At 58.0% G+C, this 18,954-nt stretch carries 11 protein-coding genes, 2 tRNA genes and 3 rRNA genes; 9 read left to right on the top strand and 7 right to left on the bottom strand.

All coding sequences use genetic code 11. The features are described 5' to 3' along the window. Genes CEJ45_RS16610 through gmd form a run of 6 tightly spaced genes read right to left on the bottom strand, consistent with a single transcriptional unit; the run spans position 1 to position 6,353 of the window. On the bottom strand, positions 1-993 hold the full coding sequence (locus tag CEJ45_RS16610) for a glycosyltransferase family 10 domain-containing protein (protein ID WP_158214922.1): 993 nt from the start codon (positions 991-993) through the stop codon (positions 1-3). A gap of 1 nt (position 994) precedes the next feature. Continuing rightward, the gene (locus tag CEJ45_RS16605) at positions 995-2,233 is read right to left on the bottom strand and encodes an ABC transporter ATP-binding protein (protein ID WP_088756163.1); all 1,239 of its coding nucleotides are present in this window, start codon (positions 2,231-2,233) and stop codon (positions 995-997) included. Positions 2,234-2,235: 2 nt separating this feature from the next. Then, positions 2,236-3,102: an ABC transporter permease gene (locus tag CEJ45_RS16600; RefSeq protein ID WP_088756162.1), complete on the bottom strand. Its 867-nt coding sequence runs from the start codon at positions 3,100-3,102 to the stop codon at positions 2,236-2,238. Next, positions 3,099-4,289, bottom strand: a complete 1,191-nt coding sequence (locus tag CEJ45_RS16595; protein WP_088756161.1) for a DegT/DnrJ/EryC1/StrS family aminotransferase — start codon at positions 4,287-4,289, stop codon at positions 3,099-3,101. Before CEJ45_RS16595 ends, CEJ45_RS16600 begins: the two co-directional genes overlap by 4 nt. Continuing rightward, a complete protein-coding gene (locus CEJ45_RS16590; RefSeq protein ID WP_088756160.1) occupies positions 4,286-5,209 on the bottom strand; it encodes a GDP-L-fucose synthase family protein in 924 nt (307 codons plus the stop codon). Before CEJ45_RS16590 ends, CEJ45_RS16595 begins: the two co-directional genes overlap by 4 nt. A 40-nt stretch (positions 5,210-5,249) precedes the next feature. Beyond that, a complete protein-coding gene (gene gmd / locus CEJ45_RS16585) occupies positions 5,250-6,353 on the bottom strand; it encodes a GDP-mannose 4,6-dehydratase (protein ID WP_088756273.1) in 1,104 nt (367 codons plus the stop codon). A 928-nt stretch (positions 6,354-7,281) separates the two neighbouring features. On the opposite strand from gmd, the gene CEJ45_RS16580 reads away from it, so the two are divergent. The 4 genes from CEJ45_RS16580 to waaA all read left to right on the top strand — a co-directional run bounded on the left by CEJ45_RS16580 (position 7,282) and on the right by waaA (position 12,032). Then, the gene (locus tag CEJ45_RS16580; protein ID WP_088756159.1) at positions 7,282-8,655 is read left to right on the top strand and encodes a phosphomannomutase/phosphoglucomutase; all 1,374 of its coding nucleotides are present in this window, start codon (positions 7,282-7,284) and stop codon (positions 8,653-8,655) included. Between the two features lie 58 nt (positions 8,656-8,713). Beyond that, on the top strand, positions 8,714-9,691 hold the full coding sequence (gene waaC / locus CEJ45_RS16575) for a lipopolysaccharide heptosyltransferase I (protein ID WP_088756158.1): 978 nt from the start codon (positions 8,714-8,716) through the stop codon (positions 9,689-9,691). A 168-nt stretch (positions 9,692-9,859) separates the two neighbouring features. Continuing rightward, positions 9,860-10,735, top strand: a complete 876-nt coding sequence (locus tag CEJ45_RS16570) for a Kdo hydroxylase KdoO (protein ID WP_088756157.1) — start codon at positions 9,860-9,862, stop codon at positions 10,733-10,735. A 1-nt stretch (position 10,736) separates the two neighbouring features. Continuing rightward, positions 10,737-12,032: a lipid IV(A) 3-deoxy-D-manno-octulosonic acid transferase gene (gene waaA / locus CEJ45_RS16565; RefSeq protein WP_088756156.1), complete on the top strand. Its 1,296-nt coding sequence runs from the start codon at positions 10,737-10,739 to the stop codon at positions 12,030-12,032. Here waaA and CEJ45_RS16560 read toward each other — a convergent pair. Next, entirely contained in the window at positions 12,017-12,979 is a 963-nt protein-coding gene (locus CEJ45_RS16560) for a UDP-glucose 4-epimerase family protein (RefSeq protein WP_088756155.1), read from the bottom strand. The genes waaA and CEJ45_RS16560 overlap by 16 nt on opposite strands. A gap of 733 nt (positions 12,980-13,712) precedes the next feature. Between CEJ45_RS16560 and CEJ45_RS16555 the strand changes: the two genes are divergently transcribed. From CEJ45_RS16555 to rrf, 5 genes are all read left to right on the top strand, one after another. Continuing rightward, positions 13,713-15,245: ribosomal RNA gene (locus CEJ45_RS16555) — 16S ribosomal RNA — on the top strand. Between the two features lie 118 nt (positions 15,246-15,363). Continuing rightward, positions 15,364-15,440, top strand: a tRNA-Ile gene (locus CEJ45_RS16550). Between the two features lie 7 nt (positions 15,441-15,447). Further along, a tRNA-Ala gene (locus CEJ45_RS16545) sits at positions 15,448-15,523 on the top strand. A 279-nt stretch (positions 15,524-15,802) separates the two neighbouring features. Then, a 23S ribosomal RNA gene (locus CEJ45_RS16540) occupies positions 15,803-18,674 on the top strand. 140 nt (positions 18,675-18,814) lie between these two features. Continuing rightward, a 5S ribosomal RNA gene (gene rrf, locus CEJ45_RS16535) occupies positions 18,815-18,927 on the top strand. The 16S, 23S and 5S rRNA genes sit together here with 2 tRNA genes alongside, the layout of an rRNA operon. Positions 18,928-18,954 lie beyond the last annotated feature (27 nt).

Below are 18,954 nucleotides of genomic sequence, written 5' to 3'. Positions count from 1 at the left end.
TTACCCCCTCATGAGGCGTCGCAGGCGAGACATCAGGGATACCGGGGCCGGCGCAGCCGGTGCCTCCGGCTGGGGCGTGACGGCAGGCGCCGCAGCGAAGCTGCCATTGACCGCGAGGGAAACCGGAGCCGCTGCAACATCGCTGCGGACATGGCGTTCCAGGACGTGGGCGAGGTTGGCAAAAAACTGCAGTTGATGCAGATAGTACTGCCGTGCGCGCGCTATCCCATCAAGCCGTCGGTCGTATTCTTCAGGATTGGCCAGCAATCGGCCGATCGCATCCAGGGCGGCTTCGGTGTCTTCGATATCGATCTTCAGGCTCGCTTCATCCGGCAGATATCGGTCCACGTTGGTGCAACCGTAATAAATCGGGAAGCAGTACGCCAGCAGGGCGTCTGGCAATTTCTCTGTCAGGAAATCGTCCCCGGCGAAGTTTTCCAGAACGATGGCGAAGCGATAGGGGGCAAGCACGTCCCATTTCTGCTCGAAATCGCGCAAGCCCCGGCCCCAGACTTCCACCCGGTCGCCAAAGCGCTGCTGCAGGGCGCGCACGAAATCAAGGCGCGCACGGTGGCCTTCCGTAAAGGCCTTGTCAGAACTGATGACGCTGATGTCGCGGCTCTTGGGAATCGGCGGCATGCTGGCGAGTTCGTCAAAACTTTTCTCCACGAACCAGGGATGCCCCTGCTGCAGGCGGATCTGATGGCGGTGCTGCAAATCATTGCGGCCGCTGACGACATGGGCGAACTGATCCAGGAAAGCCGGCTGGTACGAACCGATCGTATCGGGCTCGCCCGCAATGAAGAAGACATTCTCCGGCGGACAGAAGGTGTTTTCGGTCTGGCTCAGTGACTCGAACACCACCCACGCGTCGCAACGCTCCACCTCCGTGTCGACGTGGAAGCGGAATGGTCCCCACTGCAACGAGTCTCCGGGGGTTTGCCGGGCCCAGGGCCAAGTGGGGGCGCAGGTCGTGAGCTTGACGTCGATCATGTCAGTCCGAAATCCTTTCCAGCTGCCAGCGCGGATCGAGATAAATATGGCCGAACGCCTGTTCGCGTTCATGCTGAATATTGAACAGGCGTGGACGTGCGATACGGAAAGGCTGCAGCGCATTGCTGCCGAAGAAGTCCTGCACGCCGAACTGGCTGCCGTGCACTTCCAGCACATAGTCTCCAGCGACCAGGAAGTCAGCGGGAATTTGCGCCTTGACGCGATAGGTGCCTGGACGCACGTTCTCCATTTCCGGATTGCGGTCGGCCAGCAGGGCACGCGTGAGCATGTCCCCGAAGACGGTCTTGACGTAGAAGCCGATGCGGAAGTTTTGGAGGTTTTCCTTGACGTGATAGATCAACTCCACGTCCACCGGAGCATCGCCCTCGAAGTTGTAATTCGGGTTCTTGCGGCCGCCCTGGGTCACATGCATGGCCAGCAAATCCAGTTGCTCCGTCTCCAGGGGCATGTTGGCGCCGCCTACATGCATTGCGTGTCGCATGTAGTCGCCGATGGCGTCGTCGACCAGGGTCTTTTCCTTGATGCGTCCATTCTCGATGAGGACGGCGCTTTCGCACAGGTCCTTTACCGCCGCCATGCTGTGACTGACGAAGAGGACGGTCCGTCCCTGGGATGCCAACTCGCGCATCTTGGCATAGGACTTCTGCTGGAAACGGGCGTCGCCTACCGACAGTACCTCGTCCAGCACCACAATGTCCGGCTCCAGGAAGGCGGACACTGCAAAGGCCAGGCGTACATACATGCCGCTGGAATAGCGTTTGACGGGGGTGTCGAGGAAGCGCTCCACCTCGGCGAAATCGACAATGGCATCGAACTTCTGGCGTACCTCCGCGCGCGACATGCCCAGCAGGGCACCGTTGAGATAGACGTTCTCGCGTCCCGTCAGGTCGGGATGAAAGCCGGTACCGACTTCCAGCAGGCTGCTCATGCGGCCGCGGATGCGGATCTGTCCTTCGGTCGGGCTCATGACCCGGGAAAGAATCTTCAGCAGGGTCGACTTGCCCGCGCCGTTGCGGCCAACGACCGCCAGCCGCTCACCCTGGTTGACCTCGAAGCTGATGTCGCGCAGCGCCCAGAAATCTTCATCCGAGCCGTCCTTGTCACTGCGGCTGCGCCCAAGAAACTTGCTCAGCAGGCCCCGTTGCTGGGTCTCGCGCTCCTTCTCATGATGGATACGGAATTTCTTTGAAATTCCTTCGACGATGATACTTTTGCTCATGATTAGATGGCGTCCGAAAAACGATGCTCGCTGCGGCGGAAGAAGCGCACGCCGGACCACAGCAGTACGAGTGTCACGAGACAGGAAATGCCGACCTCATTCAAGCGCAGCGGTTGGGTATCGCCCAGCAGGCTCCAGCGGAAGCCATCGATGATGCCTACCATCGGATTGAAGGCATACAGCAGGCGCCATTTCTCCGGGACCACGGTGCTGGCGAAACCCACCGGGGACAGGTATACCCCCAACTGCAGTACCACCGGCAAGAGGTGCTTGAAATCACGGTACCAGACGCTCAGTGCGGCAATCGACAGGCTGCAGCCGAGAATGAGCAGGCAAAGCTGCAAGAGGAACAGGGGCAAGGCCAGCACGTGCAGTCCGGGCGACAGGCCATAGAAGAATGACATGACGAGGTACACCAGCATGGCCAGCGCAAAGTCGACCAGACCTACCAGTACCGACGAGAGCGGGATGATCAGGCGGGGAAAGTAGACTTTCTGGACCAGGTTGGCGTTACCGACCACGCTGTTACTTGCGTCCGAGAAGGCCGCGGAGAAAAACAGCCAGGGCAGGAGGCCGGCAAAGACCATCAGCGCATAAGGTGCGCCATTGGAGGGCAGGTTGGCCAGCTTGCCGAACACCAGCGAGAAGACCAGCATGGTCGCCAGTGGGCGCACCAGCGCCCAGCTCAATCCCATTGCAGTCTGCTTGTAGCGCACCACGATGTCGCGCCAGACCATCATGCCCAGCAGTTCGCGGCTGCGCCACAGCTCGGACCAGTAGTCCTTGCCATCGGGATTGGCGGTGATGACGGTCAGGGGCAGCGAGTCAAGGTCGCGGCCGTTGTCCGTTTCTTGCGTATCCTTCGTCATTGCTTCGCTTTGATCAGCTTGTTCAAGGCCGTGCGCAGCAGATCGAACTGCTCATCGAGTTCATAATGATGATTGCCGATGAACAGGCCGTTGCGGTCCAGTTCGTCAGCATTGTCCAGCGTGCCGTGGATTTCGTAGTCGAACCAGCGCAGCACCTCGTTCTTGGCAAAGTTGCCGGCCACGATCGGGCGCACGTCGATCTGGTGTTCGTTGAACACCCGTACCACATCTTCGCGGCTGAAACCGGCGTTCGGCTCCACGATCATGCTGAAGCCGAACCAGCTGCTTTCGCCAATTTCCTTCTGGATGCGCAGTTGGGGATAGTCTGCCATCAGGGACTGGAATTTGGCTGCATTGCGGCGACGCTCGGAGACCAGTCCGGGCAGCTTGCGGATCTGTTCGATGCCGATGGCACCGCTCATCTCCAGCGGGCGCAGGTTGTAGCCTGGCAGTACGAACTTGAAGGACTCGACGAAAGCATCATCGCTCTTGGTGCCGGTCAGCTTGTTGTGTTTGGGGAGGTTGCGCGTCCAGCCATGGGCGCGCACGGAGAGCATGATGTGATACAGCTCTTCGTCATCGGTGACCACCATCCCGCCTTCCATGGTCGAGATGTGATGGCTGAAGAAGGCGCTATAGGTACCCATGACACCGAAAGTGCCAGCCTGGCGGCCATTGAGCTGTGCGCCCAGCGATTCGCAATTGTCTTCCACCACCACGATGTTGCGGCCAGCAACAATCGCCTGGATGGCCTCGAAGTCATTGGGATTGCCAAGCAGGTTGACGATCATGATGGCCCGCGTCTTGTCGGTCACTGCCGCGGCCAGTGCGTCGATATCGTAGTTCAGGGTGTCACGGTCGACGTCCACGAACTTCAGTTTCAGCCCGTATTGTTGCAGCGGGTGATAGGTGGTGCTCCAGGAAACGGCCGGCACGATGATTTCTTCACCTGCCAGCAGAGGCGACTCCTTGCGGAAACGCAGTGCCGCGATCATCAGGAGGTTGGCCGAGGAGCCGGAATTGACCATTACGCAGTATTTGCTGCCGGTATAGGCGGCGAATTGCTTCTCGAACTCCTGGACCTTGGCACCCATGGTGAACATGCCGGAGGCGATGACGTCCTGGATCGCCTGATACTCGGCATCGTCCCAGGTAGCCGTGGCGAGAGGATAGTTGCTGGCGCTCATGCTTGAAGTCCTTCCAGATAAAATTGATAGGTTTGGGCAATGCCCGATTCCAAAGAGGTTGTCGCTCGCCATCCCCAGCTTTCCAGGCGTTGCGTGTCGACCAGCTTTTGCGCCATGCCCTCGGGCTTGGTCAGGTCGTGCACGAAGCTGCCCTCGAAACCAATGATGCGGGCCACGGCGTGGTAGTAGTCCAGGATGGAAAGGTCCTTGCCCAGGCCCACGTTGAGGTAGGCCGGCAAGGTATCGAACTGATCCAGGGCGCGCCACATGCAGTCGGCCAGATCGCCTGAGTACATGAATTCACGGCGCACCTTGCCGCTGCCCCAGATGTCGACCGTGTCGCGTCCTTCGACTTTGGCTTGGTGGATCTTGTGGATCACGGCCGGGACCAGGTGCGAATGCTTGGGATCAAACTTGTCATGACGTCCGTAGAGATTGCACGGAATCAGGGTGCGGTATTGCAGCGATGCATCCTCGCGGCCGATGTAGTCACACAGCCTTGCCACCATAATCTTGGCCAGCGCGTAGCCTTCATTGGTCGGCTCCAGCTCGCCGGTGAGCACGGTCTGCTCAGCCAGCGGGTTGGGGGCATTGCGCGGATACATGCACGAGCTGCCGAGGTTGAGCAGGCGTTTGACGCCGGCTGAACGGGCCGCCAGGACGACGTTGCGTCCCATGTCCAGGTTTTCGGTGAGGAAGGCGACTGGCTCGCGCATGTTCGCCTGGATGCCACCCACCCGGCCTGCCGCGTGAACGACGACGTCAGGCTTGTGTTCGGCTACCCAGGCGCTGACGGCGGACGCATCCAGCAGGTCAAGCTCGCTGCTGGTCGGCGAGAGAATCTCGTGCTGTGCCGCTGCAGCGTGCTCGGTGAAATTGCGTCCGACCATGCCGCGGCCGCCCGTGAGGAAAATACGCATGGGAAACCTTATTCGAAGTCGGCGATGCAGGCCAGCGGCATCATTGGTCGTAATTGAAGGCGTTGTAGCCGTGGCTCTTGACCAACTCATCGCGCTGTGCCGAGCGCAGATCTTCACGCACCATTTCAGCGACCAGTTCGGCAAAGGTGGTACGGGGCGTCCAGCCCAGCTTGGTCTTGGCCTTGGTCGGGTCGCCGAGCAGGGTTTCCACCTCCGTCGGACGGAAGTAGCGCGGGTCAACGGCAACGACAGGCTGGTTGGGATCGCCCTTCTCGCGATTTTCCCAATACCCCTTTTCGTCCACACCGTTGTTTTCCCAGCGGATTTTCATGCCCATTTCTTGTGCTGCGGCATTGACGAAATCACGTACGCTGTATTGCACGCCGGTGGCGATCACGAAGTCTTCGGGCTGCTCTTGCTGCAGCATCAGCCACTGCATTTCCACGTAGTCACGGGCATGGCCCCAGTCACGCTTTGCGTCCAGGTTGCCCAGGTAGAGTGCGTCCTGGAGTCCCAGCTTGATGCGGGCCAGTGCGCGGGTGATCTTGCGGGTGACGAAGGTTTCGCCGCGGATCGGGCTCTCATGGTTGAACAGGATGCCGTTGCAGGCGTAGATGCCGTACGCCTCGCGGTAGTTGACGGTGATCCAGTAAGCATACAGCTTGGCAACCGCGTAGGGGCTGCGCGGGTAGAAGGGGGTGGTCTCCTTCTGCGGGATTTCCTGCACCAGGCCATACAGCTCGGAGGTGCTTGCTTGATAGAAGCGGGTCTTCTTGGTCAGGCCCAAGATACGAATTGCTTCCAGAATGCGCAGCGCGCCGAGCGCGTCGGAATTGGCAGTGTACTCGGGCTCTTCGAAGCTGACGGCCACGTGGCTCTGCGCTGCCAGGTTGTAGATTTCGTCTGGCTGCACCTTCTGGATGATGTGGGTGAGACTGGAGGAGTCAGTCATGTCGCCATGGTGCAGCACGAAACGGCCATCAGAAATATGCGGATCCTGGAACAGATGATCGATACGGTCGGTGTTGAACAGGGAAGTGCGGCGCTTGATGCCATGCACTTCATAGCCCTTGGCCAGCAGGAGCTCTGCCAGATAGGCACCGTCTTGCCCGGTGACTCCGGTGATGAGCGCTTTTTTCTTCATGGTCATGGATATCGTCCGTAAACGTTATGAATAGAGTTGATGGACTTGCCGCTATCGTGGTGTATCAGTGAATAGCCCGGCAAGTTTTGGGAGCGGATTGGTTCACCAGCCTGCGGTCACTCCTGTCGAGGGGCGGCCTGGCATGCCAGAGGTGGAGCTAACGTGAAACGCGGGTCAAAATCGGCGGATGGCATGGAGAGGGCTTCGTTGCTAGGGTGTACGACTTCAATCGACTGATCACTACGAGCAAGCATTGATTGGCACACTTTTTTCTTCTGTTCTGGTGCTGGCAATCTCTGCTCTAACGCTAGATCGCCACTCCCCCGAGCAGCCCTGTGTGAAGCCAAAACGCGGCACACCGAGCACGGCACGACTTGCTCCCTGTTTGGCTAGAAGACCGACGTTTTGCGATTTTCATAAAACAGAGAGGCTGCATAGTATACCATGCCGGTGCACGTTTTCCTCTTGGTAAAGTGACTTGCGTCAAGATGAAGGCGTCCGGTTTGCACGACGAATCTGAATTGCCGTACCGGTTGTCTCAAAATGCGATTTGATTGTCACTGTTATTGCTGCGCATCTACCTCTGCACCCAGCTCTTCTGGCTGGCAGAGGGGTGATGCGCTTCAGCGGTGTCATGGCTGAATCCCGTGCCTGAAGCAGGTGCGTACCCCCACGGTCTTGAAAAATTGCCAGCCTGAAATAAGTTTTGGAAAGCATATATTAATGCCGCTGCGTGAGTTTTTGTTGTTTTTGCGTCACTCCCACATTGGTCCGAGCGCATCGCATCGTTATAAGTAGCGGTTTAAGTAGCGGTTTATTTCTTGATGGTGGCCAGATCCTTGGGGCCGTAGTGTCTGTCCATGTGGGCTCGATGCCTTCATAATGGCAAGCCAGTTATCATTCCAACACGTTTTCCTACTTCACGAACATGTCCATCTCCCAATCGATCTTCAAAGCCTACGACATCCGCGGCATCATCGACAAAACCCTGGACGACCAGGTGGCCTTCCAGATCGGCCAGGCCTTCGGCGCCGCCGCCCTCGCCAAGGGCCAGAAGAAAGTCGTGATCGGCCGTGATGGCCGCCTCTCCGGCCCCTCCCTGTCGGCCGCGCTGGCCAAGGGCCTGCAGGCCGTGGGTGTGGACGTGATCGACCTGGGCATGGTCGCCACCCCCATGGTCTATTTCGGTACCCACGTGCTCGATACGCAATCGGGCATCATGGTCACCGGCAGCCACAACCCGCCGGACTACAACGGATTCAAGATGGTGCTGGCCGGTGAAGCCATTCACGGCGAGACCATCCAGGGCCTGTACCAGGCCATCGTCAAGGGCGAATTCCCGCAGGGCGCCGGCAGCTACAGCACGCACGACATCAAGGCAGCCTACATCGCCCGCATGATTTCGGATGTGAAACTGGCCCGTCCCCTGAAGATCGCCGTGGACTGCGGCAACGGCGTGGCCGGTGCCTTTGCCGGTGAAATCTACCGCGCGCTGGGCTGTGAAGTCACTGAACTGTTCTGTGAAGTGGATGGCAATTTCCCCAACCACCACCCGGATCCCGCACACCCGGAAAACCTGCAGGACCTGATCCGCTGCCTGCAAGAGACCGACAACGAACTCGGCCTGGCCTTCGATGGCGACGGCGACCGCCTGGGCCTCGTGACCAAGGATGGCCAGATCATCTATCCGGACCGCCAGCTGATGCTCTTCGCCGAAGACGTGCTCACCCGCAACCCGGGCAAGGAAATCCTCTACGACGTCAAATGCACCCGCCACCTGGCGCCCTGGATCACCGCGCGCGGCGGCCAGCCGCTGATGTGGAAGACCGGGCATTCCCTGGTCAAGGCCAAGCTGCGTGAAACCGGCGCGCCGCTGGGCGGCGAGATGAGCGGCCACATCTTCTTCAAGGACCGCTGGTTCGGCTTCGACGACGGCCTCTACGCCGGTGTACGCATGCTCGAACTGATGGCTCGCCAAAGCGATCCGTCGGCCGTGCTCAATGCCCTGCCGCAATCGGTGAGCACGCCGGAACTGCAACTGAAGCTGCAGGAAGGCGAGAACTTCGCGCTCATCGGCAAGCTGCAAAGCGACGCCAAGTTCGAGGGCGCCCACGACATCATCACCATCGACGGCCTGCGCGTGGAATATGCCGACGGTTTCGGCCTGGCCCGTTCCTCCAACACCACGCCGGTGGTCGTGCTGCGTTTCGAGGCAGAGACGCCGCAAGCGCTGGAGCGCATCCAGGGTGAGTTCCGCAAGGTCATCCTGGCGGCACGCCCGGATGTGACCCTGCCGTTCTGACCGGCCGATGAGGTAAGATGCTGGCCCACCATTAAAGTCACGCCAACGTGGGTCAGCCTTGAAGATTCTTATCGTCCGTGTCTCCTCCCTGGGAGACGTCGTCCATAACATGCCGATGGTGGCGGACATCCATCGTCATTTCCCCGCTGCCCAGATCGATTGGGTGGTCGAAGAGGCGTACACCAGCCTGGTCGGCCTGAACGGCTACGTCCACAGCATCATTCCCATCGCCCTGCGCCGCTGGCGCAAGACCCTCTTCTCGGCGGCCACCCGCGCCGAGATCGGGGCTTTCCGTCGCAAGTTGCGCTGCGAGCGCTATGACCTCGTGTTCGATACCCAGGGCCTGCTCAAGACCAGCGTGGTCATGCGCATGGCACGCCTGGCCCCGCAGGGCCGCCGTATCGGCCTGGCCAACGCGACAGAGGGTTCAGGATATGAACCTGTCTCCCGTATCTTCCACGACCAGAGTATCCCGGTGGGCCTGTATACGCACGCCGTGACCCGTGCCCGGCTGGTGGCGGCGGGGGCGCTGGGCTACCAGATGGAGGGGCAGCCCGACTTCGCCCTGCGGCCGCCCGAGCCGGCGCGCTGGGACTGGATGCCCGGGCAGCCCTATGTCGTTTTCTTCCACGGCACCGCCCGCGCGGCCAAGCAATGGCCGCAGGACCGCTGGATCCGGCTGGGCCAGGCCCTGGCCGCGCGTGGCATGCCGATCCTGCTGCCATGGGGGAGTGCCAAGGAACAGCAAGCCGCGCACCAGCTGGCTGCCGGCATTCCCGGCGCCACCGTCCTGCCAGCCTTGCCGATGATGCAGGCCGTAGCACTGGTGCAGCAGGCGCGGCTGGTGATCGGACTCGATACCGGCCTGACCCATATTGCCGCCGCCTATGGCCGGCCCACCATCGAGCTTTATTGCGACTCGCCGCGCTGGAAGACTGAAGGCAACTGGTCATCTTCCATCCGCAACCTGGGCGACCTGGGCAAGCCGCCCGCGGAGGATGAGGTGTTGCAGGCCGCGCTGGATCTGCTGGCCTGAACTTCATCGCCCGCGGCAAGCGCCACTTGGGCATGCGTTGAAGCAGATCAAAGGCTCCGCTCAAAGCGCCAACTTTGCGTGACGAGCCGCATCCAGCTTGCCTTCCCGACGTGCCGACGCGGCCGTCTTGGCCACACGGGCAGGGCGCTTGCGGGCATAATACGCGCCATGGAATCGCAAATTATCGAGATCGGCTTGACCGAATGGCAGGTCGACAATCCCAACCAGGAATGGATCACCGCGCTGGAAGCGGGCAAGGTGCTGTATTTCCCGCAGCTGGCGTTCCAGCTCCTGGAGTCCGAGCGCAAGCTGCTCGATCCGGCCGTGCGCGACCCCAAGTCGCGCAATATCAGCCTGGATGCGCGTGGTCACATCAAGGGCGCCGCCGGCGGGACCGAGCAGCAGCTGGCCCTGGCCGCGATGGTCGGGCGTTTTCGGGAGCAGGCGCTGGCGCTGGTGCATACCTTGCTGCCGAAGTACCGGGATGCCTTGCGCATCGCCCCGACCAGCTACCGACCGATGCAGGTGGAAACGCGTGCCCAGTCCTGGCGTGCCGATGATCGCCGCATGCACGTCGATGCCTTCCCCTCGCGTCCCAACTATGGCGAACGTATCCTGCGCGTCTTCACCAACGTGAATCCGGACGGCGTGCCGCGTGTCTGGCGCGTGGGCGAGCCCTTCGAGACCGTGGCCCGGCGTTTCCTTCCGCGCGCCAAGCCCTACGTGCGCTGGCAGGCCAGTGTGCTCAAGGCGCTGCATGTGACCAAGTCGTTCCGTAGCGAATACGATCACCTCATGCTGCAATTGCATGACGGCATGAAGGGCGACATGCAATACCAGCAAGACGCCCAGCAGGTGACCATGCCCTTTGCCGCCGGCTCGGTCTGGATCTGCTTCTCGGACCAGGCCTCGCATGCGGTGATGTCCGGCCAGTGCCAGTACATGATGGAACAGACCCTGCACCTGGCACCGGAACAACAATACGATCCGCAAGCTAGCCCGCTGGCCATCTTGACGCGCCTGGTCGGCCATCCCCTGGTCTGAGATGCGGCTGCTGTATTCCTTCATCTGGTGGCTGCTGCTGCCACTGGTACTGCTGCGGCTATGGCGGCGCGGCCGCAAGGAGCCCGGGTACCGGGCCAACGTGGCCGAACGCCTGGGTTTTTATTCATATGATGCGCGCCTGTCTGATCCACAGGCGCGTTTCATCTGGGTCCATGCGGTCTCGGTGGGCGAAACCCGTGCTGCCGAGCCGCTTATCGACGCCTTGCTGCAGCAGTATCCCCGACATTCCATCCTGCTGACCTGCATGACGGCCACGGGCCGGGCCACGGGCGCCCAGGTCTATGGGAAGCACGGTGCGCGCGTGGTCCAGAGCTTCCTGCCTTACGACACGGGATGGATGTGCGGGCGTTTCCTGCGCCATTTCCGTCCGGCCGTGTGCGTGCTGATGGAAACCGAGGTCTGGCCCAGCCTGATAGCGCAGTGCCGCCGCCATCATGTGCCCGTGATGCTGGCCAATGCCCGCCTGTCGGCCCGGTCTCTGCGGCGCGGCTTGCGCTTTGCCGCGCTGCTGCGGCCGGCTGCCGAGGCGATCGATGTGGTTGCCGCACAGTCCGAGGCTGACGCCGGACGCTTGCTGGCCTTTGGCGCGCGCCATGTGGAAGTGACTGGCAGCCTCAAGTTCGATGTGCAGCCGCCGGCCGAGATGGTCGAGCGAGGCCTGGCCTGGAAACGTGCGGTCGGCGAGCGCAAGATCCTGCTCTGCGCCAGTACCCGTGAAGGCGAGGAGGCCTTGATCCTGGATGCGCTTGCCAAGCTGGGGCATACCGATTGGCTGACCGTGATCGTGCCGCGCCATCCGCAGCGCTTTGATGAGGTGGCTGCGATGGTCCAGTCGCATGGCTTGCGGCTGCGCCGGCGTGCCCAATTGGAGCAGGGCGGTGGATGGGATGAGGTGGACGTATTGCTCGGTGATTCGATGGGCGAAATGTTCGCTTACTACGCGCTCTGTGATGTGGCCTTCATTGGTGGAAGCCTCTTGCCCTTGGGTGGACAGAACCTCATCGAGGCGCTGGCGCTGGGCAAGCCTGTCCTCATCGGGGAGCACACCTTCAATTTCCAGCGCACCACCGAGGACGCCGTCGAGGCCGGAGCAGCTGCGCGCGTCGAGGATGCCGTGACCCTGCTGCGGCAATGGGGTGCGCTGGTGGCTGATCCGGACCAGATGGCGCAGATGGCGGGGACTGCTGCCGCTTTCGCCCGGCGTCACCAGGGCGCCACCGCGCGTACCATGGCGTTGCTGGCTCCGCTGCTGGATACGGCTCAGGGGCGTCGATAGGCGTCAGCGGTCTTCCTGAACGCCTCGTCGACCGATGACGGCGGCGTCCATCCCAGCAGTTCACGGTTCTTGCTGATATCTATCTGGAGGGACCCGCACAGCCGCTGTGCAATGGCCGGCTTGCCCGCCAGTCGCGCTGCCGCCTTCAACCAGGCGGCCGGGATGGGCAGCAAGGCCGGGGACTTGCCCAGCGCGCGTCCCAGGCGCCGCAGCATCTGCGTGGTCGACAGGTCCTCGCCGTCCGATGCCAGGAATACCTGCCCGGCCGCGCATGGGTGGGACAGGCACACGTGGATCAGGTCCACCAGGTTGTCCAGGGCAACCAGGCTGCGGCGATTGCGCTCGATGCCGCCCAGGGGCAAGGGCAGGCCTTTATCCAGCCAGCGCATCATGCTCAGGAAGTTGGCCTTGACTCCCGGTCCGTAGACCAGGACAGGGCGGATGACCACCACTTCCATCCCACCGCTGCGCGCCAGCGCCATCAGGCCTTGTTCCGCTTCCATCTTGGATATGCCGTAGGGATCGCTCGGTGCGGGGGCGTCTTCAGCAGTGTAGGGCCGCCCGGGTTCTGTGCTTTCCCCGTTGACCTTGATTGAGCTGATGAAGATGAAACGCTTCACCCCAGCCTCTTGCGCCTGGCGGGCCAAGGCCAGGGTGCCGGCGACATTGACGCGGCGAAATTCAGACAAGGGGTCGGCTGCGGTATCGTCCATGACATGCACGCGGGCGGCGCAATGTACGACGGTTTCCATGCCCTTGAGTGCCGGGGTCCAATCAGTCTCGGCGGCCAGCTCCCCAATGGTCAGGGCTTCGACGTCCTTGGGCAGTAGCTGCTTGGCAGTCGCTGATCGATAAGCGGCACGCAGCCGATGTTGTCCTTCCAAGGCCAGGCGACCAAGCAAGGCTTGGCCGACGAAGCCCGAGGCGCCAGTGACAAGGATATGCATGAGATAGATACAGGGGCAGACTAAAGGGAGGCAAGGATAGCATCTGGCTGATGCGGTTTCTTGCTATATAGAGCGTCCAGCAGGCTGTGCAGATTTGGCTGGATCCGGCGGCGGAAAGATCTTTCTCGCAGGAGTGCCAAATGCCCCCGCCATGCAGATGGTTGGAAGCTCTCTTCATATTCCTTTGGATGTCGCTGGACCCGGCTGAAAACTGCCTGCTAAATTATTTTCGATTATTTTTCAAAAAGTACTTGCGTGGCGGATGGGGCGTTGCTATAGTTCGCCCCCTGCTGACGCGACACACGAAGCGAAGTTGAAAAACAAAGCGACGGAGGTCGGCGAAGCAAAGAGTAGTGAGGCAGGTTGTAAGGCGTTTTAAATGGAAGTAGTCAAAGCGGAAATTAAGCGAGACGAAAAAATTTAAAACGAATCGCAAAAAAGTAGTTGACGCGATAAACAAACTGCTACATAATCTCGTTTCTCTGCTGCTGACGAACAAAACGATTCGCAGCGATGCAAACAGCGCCAAGCGCGTTTGCGGCAGACAAGATCTTTAAAAATTAACAGCCGATAAGCGTGGGCGTTTAATGAAGTGCGACAGAACTTCGGTTCTGGAAACTTTAAATATTAAATGCTCACAAGAAATATAGGTAAGTTCGCAAGAAATTACCTGTCAGTATTTTGAGAGAGCGATGCCCTTCGGGGTAGCCAGAAATGGCACAAAACAGAGATTAAACTAAAGAGTTTGATCCTGGCTCAGATTGAACGCTGGCGGCATGCCTTACACATGCAAGTCGAACGGCAGCATAGGAGCTTGCTCCTGATGGCGAGTGGCGAACGGGTGAGTAATATATCGGAACGTGCCCTAGAGTGGGGGATAACTAGTCGAAAGACTAGCTAATACCGCATACGATCTACGGATGAAAGTGGGGGATCGCAAGACCTCATGCTCCTGGAGCGGCCGATATCTGATTAGCTAGTTGGTGGGGTAAAAGCCTACCAAGGCGACGATCAGTAGCTGGTCTGAGAGGACGACCAGCCACACTGGGACTGAGACACGGCCCAGACTCCTACGGGAGGCAGCAGTGGGGAATTTTGGACAATGGGGGCAACCCTGATCCAGCAATGCCGCGTGAGTGAAGAAGGCCTTCGGGTTGTAAAGCTCTTTTGTCAGGGAAGAAACGGTAGTAGCTAATATCTATTACTAATGACGGTACCTGAAGAATAAGCACCGGCTAACTACGTGCCAGCAGCCGCGGTAATACGTAGGGTGCAAGCGTTAATCGGAATTACTGGGCGTAAAGCGTGCGCAGGCGGTTGTGTAAGTCAGATGTGAAATCCCCGGGCTCAACCTGGGAATTGCATTTGAGACTGCACGGCTAGAGTGTGTCAGAGGGGGGTAGAATTCCACGTGTAGCAGTGAAATGCGTAGATATGTGGAGGAATACCGATGGCGAAGGCAGCCCCCTGGGATAACACTGACGCTCATGCACGAAAGCGTGGGGAGCAAACAGGATTAGATACCCTGGTAGTCCACGCCCTAAACGATGTCTACTAGTTGTCGGGTCTTAATTGACTTGGTAACGCAGCTAACGCGTGAAGTAGACCGCCTGGGGAGTACGGTCGCAAGATTAAAACTCAAAGGAATTGACGGGGACCCGCACAAGCGGTGGATGATGTGGATTAATTCGATGCAACGCGAAAAACCTTACCTACCCTTGACATGGATGGAATCCCGAAGAGATTTGGGAGTGCTCGAAAGAGAACCATCACACAGGTGCTGCATGGCTGTCGTCAGCTCGTGTCGTGAGATGTTGGGTTAAGTCCCGCAACGAGCGCAACCCTTGTCATTAGTTGCTACGAAAGGGCACTCTAATGAGACTGCCGGTGACAAACCGGAGGAAGGTGGGGATGACGTCAAGTCCTCATGGCCCTTATGGGTAGGGCTTCACACGTCATACAATGGTACATACAGAGGGCCGCCAACCCGCGAGGGGGAGCTAATCCCAGAAAGTGTATCGTAGTCCGGATTGGAGTCTGCAACTCGACTCCATGAAGTTGGAATCGCTAGTAATCGCGGATCAGCATGTCGCGGTGAATACGTTCCCGGGTCTTGTACACACCGCCCGTCACACCATGGGAGCGGGTTTTACCAGAAGTGGGTAGCCTAACCGCAAGGAGGGCGCTCACCACGGTAGGATTCGTGACTGGGGTGAAGTCGTAACAAGGTAGCCGTATCGGAAGGTGCGGCTGGATCACCTCCTTTCTAGAGTGCGCACGAAGTTAAGCGTCCACACTTATCGGCTGTAAATCAAGAACAGTTATTTGGTGAAGCGCGGTCCATGACACAACGTCATCGACTGGCTACTGATACTGATCCAAGCGGGTCTGTAGCTCAGCTGGTTAGAGCACCGTGTTGATAACGCGGGGGTCGTTGGTTCGAGCCCAACCAGACCCACCAAGGTTTCGGGGGTTTAGCTCAGCTGGGAGAGCACCTGCTTTGCAAGCAGGGGGTCGTCGGTTCGATCCCGTCAACCTCCACCAAGAAATGTCAAACCTAAGTCAGCGTGTATGACGTAGCGATTTAGGTTTGATCTTTTACGATCAATGGCTGTTTTTGTTCTTTAACAATCTGGAAGAAGTAAAGATTCATTTAAACGATCGCCAGGACTTCGGTTCTTGCGAAAGTAAAAATGGGTGTGATTGTATCAATCAAAGTATTACGAAGTGATCTTAGCAATTAGAAGACTTACTTTGGAATACGGCAAACGCTAAAACTCAACGCTTCATATAACGCTCTTGCAAAAGAGGCTAACGTTATAGGAACAAGCGAATAAGTGCACATGGTGGATGCCTTGGCGATTACAGGCGATGAAGGACGTAGTAGCTTGCGATAAGCTGCGGGGAGCTGGCAAACAAGCTTTGATCCGCAGATTTCCGAATGGGGAAACCCGGCCGTAAGGTCATCGTTATCTGAATACATAGGGTAACGAAGCGAACGTGGCGAACTGAAACATCTAAGTAGCTACAGGAAAAGAAATCAACCGAGATTCCCAAAGTAGTGGCGAGCGAAATGGGATCAGCCTGCAAGATTTAGCATCAACGATAGTAGAACGGAATGGAAAGTCCGGCCATAGTGGGTGATAGCCCCGTATGCGAAATCGATGGTGTGGAACTAGGCTTGCGACAAGTAGGGCGGGACACGTGAAATCCTGTCTGAATATGGGGGGACCATCCTCCAAGGCTAAATACTCGTAATCGACCGATAGTGAACCAGTACCGTGAGGGAAAGGCGAAAAGAACCCCGGAAGGGGAGTGAAATAGATCCTGAAACCGTGTGCATACAAACAGTAGGAGCCTCGTAAGGGGTGACTGCGTACCTTTTGTATAATGGGTCAGCGACTTACATTCAGTGGCAAGCTTAACCGAATAGGGAAGGCGTAGAGAAATCGAGTCCGAATAGGGCGTTCAGTCGCTGGGTGTAGACCCGAAACCAAGTGATCTATCCATGGCCAGGTTGAAGGTGCGGTAACACGCACTGGAGGACCGAACCCACTAATGTTGAAAAATTAGGGGATGAGCTGTGGATAGGGGTGAAAGGCTAAACAAACTTGGAAATAGCTGGTTCTCTCCGAAAACTATTTAGGTAGTGCCTCAAGTATCACCATCGGGGGTAGAGCACTGTTATGGCTAGGGGGTCATCGCGACTTACCAAACCATTGCAAACTCCGAATACCGATGAGTGCGAGCTTGGGAGACAGACGCCGGGTGCTAACGTCCGACGTCAAGAGGGAAACAACCCAGACCGCCAGCTAAGGTCCCAAAGATTGGCTAAGTGGAAAACGAAGTGGGAAGGCTAAAACAGTCAGGAGGTTGGCTTAGAAGCAGCCATCCTTTAAAGAAAGCGTAATAGCTCACTGATCGAGTCGTCCTGCGCGGAAGATGTAACGGGGCTAAGCCAGTCACCGAAGCTGCGGATATCCGTAAGGATATGGTAGGAGAGCGTTCTGTAAGCCTGTGAAGGTGTCTTGTAAAGGATGCTGGAGGTATCAGAAGTGCGAATGCTGACATGAGTAGCGATAATGCGGGTGAAAAGCCCGCACGCCGTAAGCCCAAGGTTTCCTGTTCAACGTTCATCGGAGCAGGGTGAGTCGGCCCCTAAGGCGAGGCAGAGATGCGTAGCTGATGGGAAGCAGGTTAATATTCCTGCACCGTCGTTAGATGCGATGGGGGGACGGATCGCGGAAGGTTGTCCGACTGTTGGAATAGTCGGTTTTTGCATCGAAGAAGGCTGTTAGGCAAATCCGGCAGCGTAATTCAAGGGTGTGAGACGAGCGAACTTGTTCGCGAAGCAATCGGAAGTGGTTCCAAGAAAAGCCTCTAAGCTTCAGTCTAACGAGACCGTACCGCAAACCGACACAGGTGGGCGAGATGAGTATTCTAAGGCGCTTGAGAGAACTCGGGAGAAGGAACTCGGCAAATTGGTACCGTAACTTCGGGATAAGGTACGCCCAAGTAGTTTGACTGGCCTGCGCCAGAAGGACAAAAGGGTTGCAATAAAATGGTGGCTGCGACTGTTTAATAAAAACACAGCACTCTGCAAACACGAAAGTGGACGTATAGGGTGTGACGCCTGCCCGGTGCTGGAAGATTAAATGATGGGGTGCAAGCTCTTGATTGAAGTCCCAGTAAACGGCGGCCGTAACTATAACGGTCCTAAGGTAGCGAAATTCCTTGTCGGGTAAGTTCCGACCTGCACGAATGGCGTAACGATGGCCACACTGTCTCCTCCCGAGACTCAGCGAAGTTGAAATGTTTGTGATGATGCAATCTACCCGCGGCTAGACGGAAAGACCCCATGAACCTTTACTGTAGCTTTGCATTGGACTTTGAACCAATCTGTGTAGGATAGGTGGGAGGCTTTGAAGTAGGGACGCTAGTTCCTATGGAGCCGACCTTGAAATACCACCCTGGTTTGTTTGAGGTTCTAACCTTGGTCCGTTATCCGGATCGGGGACAGTGCATGGTAGGCAGTTTGACTGGGGCGGTCTCCTCCCAAAGTGTAACGGAGGAGTTCGAAGGTACGCTAGGTACGGTCGGACATCGTGCTAATAGTGCAATGGCATAAGCGTGCTTAACTGCGAGACTGACAAGTCGAGCAGGTACGAAAGTAGGACATAGTGATCCGGTGGTTCTGTATGGAAGGGCCATCGCTCAACGGATAAAAGGTACTCTGGGGATAACAGGCTGATTCCTCCCAAGAGTTCATATCGACGGGGGAGTTTGGCACCTCGATGTCGGCTCATCACATCCTGGGGCTGTAGCCGGTCCCAAGGGTATGGCTGTTCGCCATTTAAAGTGGTACGTGAGCTGGGTTTAAAACGTCGTGAGACAGTTTGGTCCCTATCTGCCGTGGGCGTTGGAAGTTTGAAGGGGGCTGCTCCTAGTACGAGAGGACCGGAGTGGACGAACCTCTGGTGTATCGGTTGTCACGCCAGTGGCATTGCCGAGTAGCTAAGTTCGGAAGAGATAACCGCTGAAAGCATCTAAGCGGGAAACTCGCCTTGAGATGAGACTTCCCGGGAACTAGATTCCCCTAAAGGGTCGTTCGAGACCAGGACGTTGATAGGTCAGGTGTGGAAGCGCAGTAATGCGTTAAGCTAACTGATACTAATTGCCCGTGCGGCTTGTTCCTATAACATTAGCTCTGTTATAGACAAGTTGAGCATATATTGTGTTTGCCCTTAGTGCATCACACCCAAGAATCTACTAAATACTTCTTCCAGTTTGGGTTAGTTGCTGCTCCATCGAGAGCAACTGACTTTACAAGTTATGCCTGATGACTATAGCAAGTTGGTACCACCCCTTCCCATCCCGAACAGGACCGTGAAACGACTTCGCGCCGATGATAGTGCTGCAACCAGTGTGAAAGTAGGTCATCGTCAGGCTTGTTATTCCCAAGAACCCTCGTTACG

The organism is Herbaspirillum aquaticum (assembly GCF_002213425.1).
GTDB lineage: Bacteria > Pseudomonadota > Gammaproteobacteria > Burkholderiales > Burkholderiaceae_D > Herbaspirillum > Herbaspirillum aquaticum.
Note: the sequence above shows the minus strand (reverse complement) of the source record. Positions and strands in the feature narration are given on the sequence as shown.

Bases quoted from the DNA above. Each gene is read 5' to 3' on its own strand.
- CEJ45_RS16610 (WP_158214922.1), bottom strand. From the start codon at position 993: ATGATCGACGTCAAGCTCACGACCTGCGCCCCCACTTGGCCCTGGGCC.
- CEJ45_RS16605 (WP_088756163.1), bottom strand. From the start codon at position 2,233: ATGAGCAAAAGTATCATCGTCGAAGGAATTTCAAAGAAATTCCGTATC.
- CEJ45_RS16600 (WP_088756162.1), bottom strand. From the start codon at position 3,102: ATGACGAAGGATACGCAAGAAACGGACAACGGCCGCGACCTTGACTCG.
- CEJ45_RS16595 (WP_088756161.1), bottom strand. From the start codon at position 4,289: ATGAGCGCCAGCAACTATCCTCTCGCCACGGCTACCTGGGACGATGCC.
- CEJ45_RS16590 (WP_088756160.1), bottom strand. From the start codon at position 5,209: ATGCGTATTTTCCTCACGGGCGGCCGCGGCATGGTCGGACGCAATTTC.
- gmd (WP_088756273.1), bottom strand. From the start codon at position 6,353: ATGAAGAAAAAAGCGCTCATCACCGGAGTCACCGGGCAAGACGGTGCC.
- CEJ45_RS16580 (WP_088756159.1), top strand. From the start codon at position 7,282: ATGTCCATCTCCCAATCGATCTTCAAAGCCTACGACATCCGCGGCATC.
- CEJ45_RS16570 (WP_088756157.1), top strand. From the start codon at position 9,860: ATGGAATCGCAAATTATCGAGATCGGCTTGACCGAATGGCAGGTCGAC.
- waaA (WP_088756156.1), top strand. From the start codon at position 10,737: ATGCGGCTGCTGTATTCCTTCATCTGGTGGCTGCTGCTGCCACTGGTA.
- CEJ45_RS16560 (WP_088756155.1), bottom strand. From the start codon at position 12,979: ATGCATATCCTTGTCACTGGCGCCTCGGGCTTCGTCGGCCAAGCCTTG.